At 51.2% G+C, this 13,078-nt stretch carries 12 protein-coding genes and 1 riboswitch; all 12 genes read right to left on the bottom strand.

Going from position 1 to position 13,078, the window contains the following annotated elements:
• Positions 1 to 324 precede the first annotated feature (324 nt).
• Positions 325 to 2,358 carry a heterodisulfide reductase-related iron-sulfur binding cluster gene (locus VN379_RS15035; RefSeq protein WP_325535258.1) on the bottom strand — a complete coding sequence of 678 codons (2,034 nt, stop codon included), beginning with the start codon at positions 2,356 to 2,358 and terminating at the stop codon, positions 325 to 327.
• Between the two features lie 69 nt (positions 2,359 to 2,427).
• Positions 2,428 to 3,420: an electron transfer flavoprotein subunit alpha/FixB family protein gene (locus VN379_RS15030; RefSeq protein ID WP_325535256.1), complete on the bottom strand. Its 993-nt coding sequence runs from the start codon at positions 3,418 to 3,420 to the stop codon at positions 2,428 to 2,430.
• A 14-nt stretch (positions 3,421 to 3,434) separates the two neighbouring features.
• Positions 3,435 to 4,208, bottom strand: coding sequence for an electron transfer flavoprotein subunit beta/FixA family protein (locus VN379_RS15025; protein ID WP_325535254.1), 774 nt, complete (start codon positions 4,206 to 4,208; stop codon positions 3,435 to 3,437).
• Between the two features lie 14 nt (positions 4,209 to 4,222).
• Positions 4,223 to 5,296: an FAD-dependent oxidoreductase gene (locus VN379_RS15020; RefSeq protein WP_325535252.1), complete on the bottom strand. Its 1,074-nt coding sequence runs from the start codon at positions 5,294 to 5,296 to the stop codon at positions 4,223 to 4,225.
• A 1-nt stretch (position 5,297) separates the two neighbouring features.
• On the bottom strand, positions 5,298 to 5,639 hold the full coding sequence (locus VN379_RS15015) for a (2Fe-2S)-binding protein (protein ID WP_325535250.1): 342 nt from the start codon (positions 5,637 to 5,639) through the stop codon (positions 5,298 to 5,300).
• A 32-nt stretch (positions 5,640 to 5,671) separates the two neighbouring features.
• Positions 5,672 to 6,730, bottom strand: coding sequence for an FAD/NAD(P)-binding oxidoreductase (locus VN379_RS15010; RefSeq protein WP_325535248.1), 1,059 nt, complete (start codon positions 6,728 to 6,730; stop codon positions 5,672 to 5,674).
• Complete coding sequence (locus VN379_RS15005) at positions 6,720 to 7,046, bottom strand: (2Fe-2S)-binding protein (RefSeq protein WP_325535246.1); 327 nt, start codon at positions 7,044 to 7,046, stop codon at positions 6,720 to 6,722. Before VN379_RS15005 ends, VN379_RS15010 begins: the two co-directional genes overlap by 11 nt.
• Before the next feature lie 29 nt (positions 7,047 to 7,075).
• Positions 7,076 to 7,534 carry a DUF441 domain-containing protein gene (locus VN379_RS15000; protein ID WP_325535244.1) on the bottom strand — a complete coding sequence of 153 codons (459 nt, stop codon included), beginning with the start codon at positions 7,532 to 7,534 and terminating at the stop codon, positions 7,076 to 7,078.
• A gap of 103 nt (positions 7,535 to 7,637) precedes the next feature.
• Positions 7,638 to 7,805: riboswitch (Lysine riboswitch) on the bottom strand.
• 31 nt (positions 7,806 to 7,836) lie between these two features.
• Positions 7,837 to 8,796: a phosphoglycerate dehydrogenase gene (locus tag VN379_RS14995; RefSeq protein WP_325535242.1), complete on the bottom strand. Its 960-nt coding sequence runs from the start codon at positions 8,794 to 8,796 to the stop codon at positions 7,837 to 7,839.
• 165 nt (positions 8,797 to 8,961) lie between these two features.
• Complete coding sequence (locus VN379_RS14990; protein WP_325535240.1) at positions 8,962 to 9,945, bottom strand: 2-hydroxyacid dehydrogenase; 984 nt, start codon at positions 9,943 to 9,945, stop codon at positions 8,962 to 8,964.
• 21 nt (positions 9,946 to 9,966) lie between these two features.
• On the bottom strand, positions 9,967 to 11,157 hold the full coding sequence (locus VN379_RS14985; protein WP_325535238.1) for a pyridoxal phosphate-dependent aminotransferase: 1,191 nt from the start codon (positions 11,155 to 11,157) through the stop codon (positions 9,967 to 9,969).
• A gap of 119 nt (positions 11,158 to 11,276) precedes the next feature.
• Positions 11,277 to 12,722, bottom strand: a complete 1,446-nt coding sequence (locus VN379_RS14980) for a sodium:solute symporter family protein (protein WP_325535236.1) — start codon at positions 12,720 to 12,722, stop codon at positions 11,277 to 11,279.
• Positions 12,723 to 13,078 lie beyond the last annotated feature (356 nt).

Raw genomic sequence — 13,078 nt, 5'->3', positions numbered from 1 at the left:
GTTTATGAATTGTCCCTACTAGAGGTTTGAGAAGCCAGGCATTGCGCCTGGACATAATGCATTTCAATATTTGCTTAAAATCGAATCAGGCACGCTAAAATAAAACTACGCTATTAGAATAAAGAAAACCCTAGAAACATTAAGCTTCTAGGGTTTCTTTACAGGTTCTGGCCAGTAAAAGGCTATCGATCTTGTTTAAATCCCTCTATAATCCTATCTGCTGAAAATCACAGTCTAATAGCCGGATTGCATCTTCCCCGCAATCAAATGAACATTATTGCGTTCAGCGGCAGCAACAAGCCACTGCCCCTTTCCTAACGAAGGTCAAACCGATAATTTTGCAGCCAGTGCCTGCTCCAGTATCTCGGCAATATCCAGCGTCGTGCCGGTCTCTTCACCAGCCAGCGCGGCAATCCCGTCTCCCAGCATGGTCAGACAGAACGGGCAGGCGGAGGCAATCATATCGGTGTTAACTGCAGCCGCCTCTTGGGCGCGAATCATATTAATGGCTTCTCCCGACCGCTCCTCCAGCCACATCCGGCCGCCGCCGGCACCACAGCAGAAGCCCTTTTCCAGGGAGCGCGGCAGCTCCCTGAGGCTTAGCCCCACAGCTGCCAACAATTCCCGCGGCTGAGTGTAGATTTGGTTATACCGGCCCAAATAGCAGGAATCATGGTACGTTACCGTTTTCCCGGCTAAGCTATTCAACGGCAGTGCGCCCGCTTTGACCAGTTCAAGCAAAAATTCAGTGTGGTGAACCACCACAAAGTTCCCGTCCAGTTGCGGATACTCTTTCTTTAAAACCTGGAAACAATGCGGGCATTGAGTAAGAATCTTCTTTACACCATATGCCTTCATCACCTCAATGTTCTCCATTGCCAGCGTAGAGTAGAGATATTCGTTGCCTAAACGGCGGGCTGAATCACCACAGCATTTCTCCGCATTGCCCAGAATGGCAAAGTTAACCCTGGCAGCCTGTAACAGGCGCACCAGCGCCTGGGATACTTTCCGGCTGCGGGCGTCGAAGGCGCCGGAACAGCCCGGCCAGTACAAAATATCAGCAGCCGGATTGTCTTCATAGGTGGGTACTCCCAGACTCTTAAGAAAATCAGCCCGGGAGCTTGAACCGATCCCCCAGGGATTGCCGTTATTCTCCATATTGCGAAAAGCCTGCCTGGCTTCAGCCGGGAACGGATTTTCCATCAGCACTATATTACGCCGCATTTCAATAATTTTATCGACATGTTCAATAAAACCCGGGCACTGCTGTTCACAGGAGCGGCAGGTGGTGCAGGACCAGAGATCCTCCTCGGCAATCACCCCGCCGATAAGAGTTGTCCCCGCTGCTGGTGAGAACTCACTGGCAGCAGCGGTTTCGCTCCCAGCGGCCGTGATTTGTGTCTTTGCCCTGCCGGCTGCTTCCATGTGGCCTTTAAACGCCTGGATCATTCCTTTGGGGGTTAGCTGCTTCCCGCTGACAAAAGCAGGGCAATGATCCTGACACCGCCCACAGCGCACACATACGTCAGTATCAAACAGCGTTTTCCAGGAGAATTCAGATAGTTGCCCCTTACCGTACGACTCCAGACTTTCATCTTCAAAGTCGATAGGTTCAAGTACGCCGGTATTACCCCTTTTGCGCAACAGGTGATTAAGCGGTACCAGCAAGATGTGAAAAAGCTTGGAGTAAGGGAAGTAGCCGAAAAATACCATCACAAGTACCGCGTGGAACCACCAGAGCAACTGGTGAATTTTCACAAGGGCCGGACCGTCCAGACCGGCAAAAAGTACTGCCAGCCACTTACCGGCAAAGGCCCAGCCGGCCCAGGGATCAGGGACAGCCGCCATGCGGACTGCCTGCAGAAGAAACCCGGTCACCAGAATGGACAAAATCAGGGACAGGGTAATGGCATCTTCGGTCTGATTATCCAATCCCCGGGGTTTTAGTACATAACGGCGCCAGGCTGCCAGCATAATCCCGGCTACCGCCAACAGCCCGAAAAGGTTGGCGGTAAATTTAACAAACAGGTACAGAAAACCCTGATATATGGGAAACCCGAGGTCGGCATGAATGGCGACAATCATCGTCGCCAGCACTAAAAATGCAAAACCCCAAAAGATTAGCAGATGCATGTAGCCGGGATAGGACTCTTGCAGCAGCCGCTTATGCCCGAAACCATAGACAATGCTGTCCTGAATCCCGTCCCGGAGGTGGCACCACCGGTTTTCAGGGCGGCCCAGCCGCCAAAGCCGAAGTCGCCGGTAGACACCATAAATGAAAAAACCAATCGCAATTGCAAATAACAGGTAAAGCAGATTATGCCCTTCGATATTCCAATAAATTTGCCGCCCAGCCATAATGTTCCTCACTTTATGCTTGCCCTGGCAAGCTGTAGTTAACTGATGTTGCCGTTGTTTACCCAGCTGTTATTGTGGACAAACCACCTTCTTTAGTTCCTGGGTTAACAGCGGCACGACTTCAAAGACATCTCCGACAATACCGTAATCTGCCACTTTAAAGATGTTGGCTTCCGGGTCTTTATTAATGGCCACAACACATCTGGCTGATCCCATGCCGGCAAGATGCTGAATGGCCCCGGAAATACCACACGCAATGTAGAGTGTTGGAGAAACGGTTTTACCGGTCTGCCCTATCTGGTATTCATGTTCCACCCAGCCGGCATCCACCGCTACCCTGGAGGCAGCCACCGCGCCGCCCACCGTATCAGCCAGTTCACCCAGCATGGCAAAGTGCTCCGGTCCCTTGACACCCCGTCCGCCGGCAACAATAATATTGGCCTCAGTCAGCTCCGGACGCTTGGTGGCAGCCAGCGCAACTTCCCGGATAATCACCTTAAGATCGGCAGCAGCTATTTCCACCGGCTGCTGCACCACCTCCGCCTGGCGCTGCGGCTGACGCGCAGCCAGCTCAAATGTGTTCGGGCGAATGGTGGCAACAATTGGCCGCACAGCGGTGGACACACAGGCAAACGCTTTGCCCGCATAAACCGGACGGGTCAACCGCAAAAAGGTGTCGGCAGCATATTCCATCCCGGTGCAGTCGGAAGCCTGGCCCACACCCAATCGCTGAGCCAAACGCGGTGCCAGGTCCCGTCCGGTAGCCGTGTTGCCAAGTAAAACGGCTTGCGGTTCCTCCTGCCGGATAATCCGGTTTAGGACACTGGTATAAGACCCGGTCGTATATTGATCAAGCTGCGGGGCATCTGCCACAATAACCTTATCGGCACCGTAAGCAGCTGCCTCGGCAGCGAGGTTTTCGATTTTATAGCCCAAAATGACGGCTGTCACCCCTTCACCGGCCTGGTTGGCAATCACTCTGGCCTGACTCAGGAGTTCCAACGATACTTTCCTTATATTGCCCTGACTTTGTTCTATAAAAATCACGATTCCTTTGGCCATCTTTACCGCTCCTCTCACCAAGCCTTAACCTCGGTTTGCAAAATATTGATTAACTCGCCGACTGCCTGTGGTATATTCCCGGCCAGCTTGCGACCAGTTTGCCGGGGCTCGGCAATCAAGAACTTTTCGACTTTCATCTGTGGCGCCAGTTCGGCGCCATTAAGTGCCAAATCAGCCAAAGTTAATAGCTTGATCTCTTTCTTTTTGGCCTTCATAATACTCATGGCTGATGGATAACGCGGCTCGTTGAGACCTTTTTGAGCAGTTACTACTGCCGGCAAAGGGAGCTCCAGTGTTTCTATGCCACCGTCAATCTCTCTGACAGCAGTTGCTGTTTTATCGCTGACGACCAGCTTTACCACACTGGTAGCAGAAGGAAGATTCAATTTTTCCGCCAACCGCACTGCTACCTGAGCCGAGCCGTCGTCGATAGCCACCCGCCCACCCAGAATCAGATCATAAGGCAGCATGCCCGCGGCTTTTGCCAGAACTTCAGCGGCAACCCACTCGTCTGCAGCCGCAAGCTCCGGCGCACTAATCAACACCCCCTTATCGGCGCCCATAGCCAGGGCTGTCCGGAGTGCCTCCTGTGCCCGGGTACCACCCAGGGTAAGGACGACAACCTCGCCGCCAAACTGTTCTTTAAGCCGCACTGCCTCTTCAATAGCATATTCATCATAGGGATTGACAACAAGATGAACCCCACTGCTATCGATTTGACCATTGCCGTCAAGTGTAATCCTGGCTTCCGAATCGAAGGTTTGTTTGATGCATACAAGTATATTCATTTCTTTTCCTCCTCTTAGGCAAAACGAGTGATACTTAAGCAGTCAATGGGTATTGACGATTCGCCCTCAGTAATCAGTTCTGTTATAATGGCCCCGGCCAGGGGTGATAAGGTAATGCCGCTGTGCATCACGGCAATATATAGATTATCAAAACCAGGAATGTGACCAATGATAGGAATTTCGTCCTGCGGCATGACCCGCAAGCCGGCAAAGCTGCGCACAATCTTGGCTTTAGCTAACACCGGCACAACCTTGACCCCGAAATTAGCAGTTTCCTCCATAACGTCCAAAGTAGTGCTCCGGTCAAAGCCGGCATATTCTTTGGTGTAGCCAATCAGAACTTCACCATTGCTTGCCTGGCGCATGGAGGACAACGTGTGTTTAAACAGGGGTGCCACCGGCTCAGTGACAATAATCTGTCCCCGCACCGGGAAAACAGGAATGTCGATTCCCAGCATTTTTCCCACCGCCTGGGTCCATACACCGGCGCTTAAGATCAGTTTTTTACAGCTATATGTCCCCCGCTTGGCTGTCACAATGTATGACCCCTGTTTTTTCTCAATAGCAACGACCGGGTTGGAGTATTCATAGGTCACACCATTCTTTTTGGCAGCCCGCATATACTGCTCAACAAGGCGCATAGGATTCACATTACCGTCGATGCTGCAGTACGTCGAACCCACAATATCAGGGGATAACGACGGTTCACGCGCCAGTGTTTCCTCCCGGCTGAGAATATCAATGTGGATGCCAACCCCGGCCTGAGTCTCGGCCAGCCTTTTAGCCAGTTCCCGCTCTTCTTCGGTAAAGAAAGGACCGATACCGCCGGTTCGCTTATATTCAATGTCCCCAATCCGGCGGGGCAGGTACTCATAAAGATCGGCGCTAAACATGGACAGTTCCCCATACCAGGAAGGGACCTTGCTCTGTATCCATACCCACCCCTGAGTAGAACCTGATGTTCCATTTAACGGAAAGTCTTTATCCAAGACTAAAATCCCGTTTGGTTGGACTTCGGAGAGGTGATAGGCAATCCCGCTCCCAATGACCCCGCCGCCGACAATAATCGTATCATATTCAATGATCAATTTATTTCTCCTGCCCTTCATCCGGGTTAGGGGTAAGCGTTGATTCTGCCAGCAGCGACCTTGTCGTCGAACCGCCGAAATGATGCGCCGCTAAAACTCCCACCGTTACCGGCCGCAGCGGCATCCTCATCCGGGGAACAGGAATGTCCGCCACAGACGTCCCCCGATACAACGCAATTAGTTCCGAGATAACCGTCCGGCAGGTTTTACCCTGACAAAGGCCCATGCCGGCCCTGGTCAATCTTTTTACATCATCAAAGGTCTCCGCGCCCTGGACCACAGCATTCTCCACATCTTCCACCGTTAATTCCTCGCAGCGGCAAACAATTGTTAGCTTATCCATTCTTATAGCCCTCCTTATCCAAACCTGCCGACTCAGCCGCCCATGTGATCCAGCCGGGCCTGCCAGCGAGCCGGATATTTAGCTGTTTCCAATTGTTTTAGCTCATCCCAGAGCATTTGCCGGGCAGTTGCTCTTGTTGCGCTTGTTTTCTGTTCAAGATAGTCGACAGCACTGAGACCGGCAATGACGCCAGTCCGGTATACTGCGGCCTGGGAGGTAATGCCTGCCGCCTGTCCGGCAACAAAGAGACCGCTGACCGAAGACTCCAGCCTGGCAGAGTAGCATGGCAGCCAGCCGCCCAATTCCTGCCGGTATGCCAGTTGACAGTTCAAAACAGAAAGCGTCTCCAGCACCGGATGCCTGCCGCCGTCCAGACATACCAGATCTACTTCATACTTGAACGTTAGCCGGTCTGGTCCGGAAACCAAGGTAATTTCTTCCACCCGGCCACTGCCTGTTGCAGCGATTGCCTGCGCCTCCAACAAAACCGGTATTTCATTCGCCCGGCAGGCCTCGATAATGGTTTTATCTGTCGCAGCAAGCTGCTGCGATGGCTCAACGATTGCGGCAACGCTAATCCCAAGCTCAACCATTTGGCGGCTGATCTCCAGCGCCATATCACTGGAGCCCAGCACCACAGCTTTTTTCCCGGGATAGATTCGTTCCCGGTTCATGAGCATCTGGGCTGCCCCAATTGTCATAACACCCGGCAGAGTCCAGCCGGGAAACGGCAGGGCCGATTCTGCGGCACCGGTTGCGACAATAAGGCTCCCGGGGGTTATCCGTTGCAGCTGTCCGCCGCAGGCAATCCCTACACTGCCATCGGCATAGAGCCCAATCATGTCATGTTGCAATAAAATTTGTACAGGCAGGTTTTGCAGGCTTTCCGCCAGCACCTGGCTTAATTGAAAGCCTCTCAGTCCCGTATAGGGTGCCGGCATATCAACAATAACCTGACTTTGTTGTCTGAGCTGACCGCCAAGGCTCCAGCTCTCGTCGACAATAATTGCTGAATGTCCATTTGTTGCCACTTCATAGGCTGCGGCAAGACCAGCCAGACCGCCACCAATTATTAGTACATCAGTTTGCATGCAAATCTCTCCTGACATCCAGGTCACCGGCACATTTCGTGATCACCATGCCCTCCCGGACCAAGGTACTGCAGCTTTTAACATGTTCTACCCCGTCCACGGTCACAAGACAGCTCTGGCAACGTCCATTACCGCAGTAGAATCCCCGGGCTTGTGACAGGTTCCGGCTGTGACCAAAAGCATAGATATCGTTTGCCATTAAGGCCGAAGCGACCGTTTGACCTGCCCGCGCCAACAACCTGGTTCCCTCAAAATAAATCGTAACATTTTTTACCAGTGGTAACGCCCCCAATATGGCGTGATTGTGAATATCCATCTATTTTCCCTCCTGCAGCCTGACCCAAATTACTGCTTAAATAGGTTTAATAAGTTAATTATCATAGCTACCATGCCGCCGGCAATAAGCGGCCCAATCGCCAGACCATTAAAAAAGCATACACCGCCGATTGTACCGACAATTAAGGCCGTCGTAGCCTCCGGCGCTGCCTTCAGGAAATACATGCCCTGCGTTGCGACCCAGGATACGAATATGCCGACAATAATGGCGATCAGCCCGGACTGCGTTTTGAAGGCCACCATCATTTCAACGACAGATATCCGGCCCTGGGCCAACGGTGTCAGCACCGCCATTGTCAGAATGGTGATTCCAATATTGAGCCCATGGTTTTCTATATGAGGAAACCAGGCCGTCAACCCCATTAATTTTATTATCAAAAGCGCCGAAACGGCCAGGGACACGGAATGATTGTTGCCGATAACAGCCAAAACGAGAATGACCAATAACGGCATATTGTCCCAGTTCATACGTTTCACATCCTAAGTTAGTCGAGATTTCATACAGTGTGACGAAAAAAAGGCAGCCACCGTGTATGACGAGGCTACCGGCATAGTGAAGAGGAATCTACCCTAGTGCGATAGCTCACCATCCGAAGATGACAGTGCCGTACCTATTGGATACGACCCCAGTGCCGGGGAATGGCCGCCCCTAAGCACTTCGGCGATCCGCCCTTTCCTCCCGGTTCATCACTGCCAGCTCCCTGAGAGTACTCTTGCGTCCCGCGCCTCTACCATACCGATTTATCATTGTTACCAGTTGTTTACAGCCCTCATACTGCTTCCACAATATTTTCCGCCACTAAAAAATCCATCCGGCGGAGAGAATCCACAGTATAGGAACCGACATGGGCAGTAGCTACAACATTATCCAGATCTTCCGCGATGATGGGGTCATTTACCGCCGGTTCTTTTTCAAATACATCAAACGCCGCCCCGGCAATTTTTCTGCTTTTCAGCGCGGCAAGAAGCTCGCCTTGGTTTACCAAACCGGCCCGGGCTGTGTTAATTAAATAAGCGCTGGGCTTCATCAAGGCAAACTCCGGGGCACCAAGCATATGTTTTGTTTCTGCGTTTAAGGCGCAGTGCAAGCTGACAAAATCTGCTTTGGCCAGCAGTTCCTCCCTGGTGCACAGGGTAATGCCCTGGGCTGCAACAAAAGCTTCATCCGGATGCCGCGTAGTAACCAGAATTTTCATATCAAAGCCTTGCGCCCGTTTGGCAACTGCCTTACCGATACGCCCCAGCCCGAATATTCCCAGGGTTTTCCCCCAAACATCACTGCTGATCGGGCGATACCACCCGTTTCTTCTCAGTCTGGAGTCAATCTGCGGCACCTTTCTCGCTAAAGACAACAGCAATGCAAATGTTAAATCTGCCACCGTCTCATAACCTGGCATTGTCGCCGTTGTTTTAACCGGCACCCCAGCCTGCTGTGCCGCAGTGACGTCAATATTTTCAATACCTACCCCGTGCCGCGACACTACTTTCAAATTCCGGCAATGTTTGAAAACCTCCCGGTTAATTTCATCCGAACTGGAGTACACCAAAATTGCGTCAAGCAGGTGCCTGGCATTCAACTGGATGATATCTCCGGCGCTCATGGCCGCGCCTGTTGAATTCCACACAATCTGCCAGCCGTTTTCGGCAAAATACTCTTCCAGGCTTTTTCTATGCTGTATATCGATTTGACTGCCAAATTCTTTTGATGTGATCAATACTGTCTTCAACATATCCAATCCTTTCCGCTCTCGCATAGTATCGTTCCGGTATATCTTGCTGGAGCAACAACTCCCACATACCAAAATTGAGGATACTTTCAATAAGTCGAATAAGGTCGGATTCCTGCTTCACTATGCACCAGACTAGCCAACTTCTCCTGGCTAAGATCTTTCAAATCACATATTTACTATATTGGCCGGTGGCTGGCCGCTGATGGCCCTCGTTATGTTTGCCAGACTCGCCTGCAGCATCCGGCGCATCGATCCAATGGTAACCCCCGCAATATGCGGGGTCACCACCAGCCGGTCTCTGGCTGCCGGGGAAAGATTCAGCAACGGGTTTTCCGCTCCCGGCGGCTCAGGTGAAAAGACATCAATTGCCGCGCCGCCGATGCGGCCGGTTTCTAATATATGCGCCAGGGCTGCCTGATCGACCACCTCGCCGCGTGCCGTATTAATGAGCAAACTGCCGGGAGGCATCAACGCCAGCTCTTGTTGCCCAAGCAGGCCACGCGTAGATTCATTGAGCGGCACATGCAGGCTAACAATATCACTCCCAGCCAACAGAGCCGCCAAGGGTTGATAGCTTACCTGCAATTGCACTTCTGTTGCCGGTGGTTGCCGCCAACCATCATAGTAGAAGACGTTAGCTCCCAGCGCAGTTAGGATTCTCGCCACATGCTGACCAATCGAACCTAGCCCGATTAGCCCGATTCTGCTGCCTTCAATTTCACCCAGACCCTGCTGGAATAGATTTTTTCGTATCTCCTTGTACCTGCCGGCTTTTATCTCCCGGTCAGCCAAAACTAATTGCCGCTGCAATGCAATCATCAAACCGATAGTAAATTCAGCCACCGATCTGGCATTTTGCCCCGGCACATTAGCCACCGGAATCTTCAAAGCCGCTGCCGTTGCCGTATCAATACGGTCAAACCCGGCCCCCACGCTTTGAATTAATTTAATATGAGCAATACTCCGCAGGACATTGGCATTAATCTCAGGCGCGCTGGCCGGCACCAGCAGGTAATCCGCCCCCTGGCAGGCCAAAATCAGTTCTTCATCTGTCTGCGGATTGATAAACCGGATATCCCAGTCCTCAGGCAGAGCAACCTGGGACGCAGCAAACCGCCATTTTGGCATAGCGCTTATTACGACCGCCATAGCCTCCCCCCCTCACATTTACTATTGTTTTTGGACAAGTACTGTCATCGCCGTGGCGATGCGCTCCAGACCTTCCCGGCAATCTTCAAAAGACACGGCGTAGGAAAGGCGGAAGTGGCCGTTGCCGTTTTCGCCGAATGCCAGGCCGTCAACTACCGCCACACCTGCATTGTCCAGTAAATAGTCAGCTACCTGAGCTGACGTCATGTTGGGCAGGGTAATGCGGGGAAAGACATAAAACGCACCTTTAGGAATTCCAGCCAGCTCAATGCCGGGGGTTTGGCTAACCATTTCCAGCACTAATTGACGGCGGCGGGCAAACTCTGCCGCCATGACCCGGATGCAGTCCTGCGAACCGGCAAGCCCGGCTGCCGCTCCATGCTGGGCAAAGGTACACAACGACAGCATAATGTTCTGCTGCAACCGGATGGCTGCGTTAATGACCGGTTCTACCGCGGCAATGTAGCCGATACGCCAGCCGGTCATTGCATAGGTTTTTGACAGTGAGCCGCACAATATCGTGCGTTCCCGCATTTCCGGAAAACCGGCCGGTGACAACCGGCATCCCCCGTAGACCAAATGATCATAAGCGTCATCGCAGATCAGCCACAGATCATGCTTACAGGCAAAAGCAGCCACTGCTTTTAGCTGCTCTTCCGACCAAACACCCCCGGTAGGGTTATGAGGGGAATTTACAACAATTGCTTTAGTTCTGGGAGACACGGCCCTTGTAACAGCATCCCAATCGTAACAATAGTTTTGCTGCGGCTGCAGTCCAATTTTAACCGGAACACCGCCGGCCAGACGCACGGCCAGAGGAAAAGGACCAAAACAAGGGTCAGGCAAAATTACCTCATCACCCTCGTTAAGAATGCTCAAAAAGCTCAGATACAAGGCTTCTTGTCCCCCTGCCGTCATAATGATCTCGGTATCAGGGTTGTAGGTCAGCTCTTTATCGGCTGCAAGCCTGCCAGCCAGGGCTTCACGCAATACTGGTATCCCGCCGTTCGGCGCATAGTGGACAAACCCTTTATCCAGCGCCTGCTTCGCTGCCTCTTTGATGTGGGCCGGGGTGTCAAAATCCGGCCGGCCGATTTCAAAGTGAATAACCTTTTTCCCTTGCGCCTCTAATTGATTGGCCTTTTCAAAGACCTTGCGAATTCCTGCGAAAGCAATCTGGTCCAGTCTCTTGGCCACCATTATGTTTCCCACAGCCAGGCCTCCTACAAATATAAATAGATGCTCTGTGCCCGTAAGCGAACATCCTGATCTAAGATTCAATGCAATATCCATGCCAATATTTCAAATTAAACGATTATTGGGTATTGTGATTACCCGGTAATCCTGGCCTTGCCGCTTGCATGCTCATAATAACTAAGTCCCATAGTAATCACTGCCGATAGTAAGATGCCCGGAATAATCCCACCGCCAAATATTTTCGCTAATTGAGGCACATATTGGAATACAGCAGCAGTCCCCCCGCCCAAGACAAGCGAGGCTTTGGCTGCAGTTTGGGTGATATAGGTACCACCGTTTTTGTCTCGTAATAAAAGGCCCAGTACCAGCGGCATAAACAATCCCCCACCGGTAACTGCCAGGCCAAACAAAGCAGCTGAAAGAACTGAGGGAAAAGAAAAGGCTACGCCAACTGCTCCGACACCCAGAATAAAAGTAAGCCATCTACCCATTTTGATCAATTCGGCGTCGGTGGCTGCCGGTTTGAAAAACGGCTTGATTACATCCATCAACAGTAGCGTTACACCGGAGTTTAGCAGGCCTGCCGATACGGTCATGTCCGCACCAATAATCGTGACAATTAACAATGCCGCCATAACGGGGTCCAACCAGGTATTGAGCAACCAGCTAAAGGCCATGTCGGGCCTGGGCAGGTTAGGGTTCATAGTATAAGCGGCCATACCGACGAAAATACTCGCAGAACACATAAATACCGCAAAAATAGCCGTCCAGAAGAAGCCCCGCTGGGCAGTTTTGGCGTCCTTCGCTGAAAAACAGCGTTGCCACCAGGCCTGAAAGGTAAACTGGCCGCAAAGAGGGGTCAGAAACAACGACAGAGCCGCCCCAAACCCAATTGTCTGCATCGACCACAACTCCGGTTTAATTGCGGTGACAGCTGTTTTTATTCCGCCAATGCCATCAACACTCATATACACGACTACAAAGAATATTGCGCCGACAACAATCCGAATTAAACCCTGCAACAAGTCGGTCCAGACAATTGCCCACATCCCGCCCATTACGGTATATAAGATAGCGGTAAGTGAAGCCACCCAAATACCTGAGACCGGATCAATGCCCATAACCACCGATAAGAGGGTGCCGATACCAATGGCCTGAGCTCCAGTCCAACAAATCATCGGTAAAGTCATCATAATGCCGCCAATGGCCCGCAGCCACTTATCATGGAACAATTCCTTTTCCAGAAACTCATTAATCGTAGTATAGGCATAACGCCCGATCATCCCGGCAAGAAATATGGCAAATATCAGCTTGCTGCCCTGTTCACCGGCCAGCATCCAAAACTGATTCAACCCAATCTCATAACCCTTGCCGGCATAACCAATAAAATTGCCAACACCCATAACAGTGGCAAAGTCTGCGAAAAACACCAGCAATAGCGGCAGTTGTTTACCGCTGATAAAATAGTGGCTGGCGCTCTGACTGCTTTTACGGGCAACGAGCGCCCCAATGATCAGTTGGATAGGAATTAAGAATGCAAGGATCCATAAAGCAATTATTCCAACCTGGGTTATTGACACGCAGCTCACTCCTTTGATGTTTTGGTAATAGTCATTTATTTGATAAAACGCCTAGCCTGCATCCCCCCTTTTTTCCTACAAAAAAAGCCCCAGCGTTGTCTTAATACAACACGCTGAAGCATCATTGCTTTCTGCTATTTAGAAATATTTCAACAACAGGCCGGCTTTCTTAATACTAGTTGTTCAAATATTAACCTTAGCAGAACATTACGCAATATTCGTTCCAAACTTTCTCAAATACAACAGAAATAACTAGAAAGCAGGATAAAAATTAAAATTCCCCCAAATTCAGTAGCTTTTATCAGCCCTTTATTAGCGAAAGCTCTACCTTTAGCATCATGAGAAAACTCCATTTT

The sequence above is a fragment of the Sporomusa sp. genome, assembly GCF_035561255.1.
Taxonomy (GTDB): Bacteria; Bacillota; Negativicutes; order Sporomusales; family Sporomusaceae; genus Sporomusa.
The sequence above is the reverse complement of the archived record's forward strand: the minus strand, read 5'-3'. Positions and strand labels throughout refer to the sequence as shown.

Coding starts and splice junctions, on each gene's coding strand:
- VN379_RS15025 (WP_325535254.1), bottom strand. CDS start 4,208: ATGAATATACTTGTATGCATCAAACAAACCTTCGATTCGGAAGCCAGG.
- VN379_RS15030 (WP_325535256.1), bottom strand. CDS start 3,420: ATGGCCAAAGGAATCGTGATTTTTATAGAACAAAGTCAGGGCAATATA.
- VN379_RS14995 (WP_325535242.1), bottom strand. CDS start 8,796: ATGTTGAAGACAGTATTGATCACATCAAAAGAATTTGGCAGTCAAATC.
- VN379_RS15015 (WP_325535250.1), bottom strand. CDS start 5,639: ATGGATAAGCTAACAATTGTTTGCCGCTGCGAGGAATTAACGGTGGAA.
- VN379_RS15000 (WP_325535244.1), bottom strand. CDS start 7,534: ATGAACTGGGACAATATGCCGTTATTGGTCATTCTCGTTTTGGCTGTT.
- VN379_RS15035 (WP_325535258.1), bottom strand. CDS start 2,358: ATGGCTGGGCGGCAAATTTATTGGAATATCGAAGGGCATAATCTGCTT.
- VN379_RS15005 (WP_325535246.1), bottom strand. CDS start 7,046: ATGGATATTCACAATCACGCCATATTGGGGGCGTTACCACTGGTAAAA.
- VN379_RS14990 (WP_325535240.1), bottom strand. CDS start 9,945: ATGGCGGTCGTAATAAGCGCTATGCCAAAATGGCGGTTTGCTGCGTCC.
- VN379_RS15010 (WP_325535248.1), bottom strand. CDS start 6,730: ATGCAAACTGATGTACTAATAATTGGTGGCGGTCTGGCTGGTCTTGCC.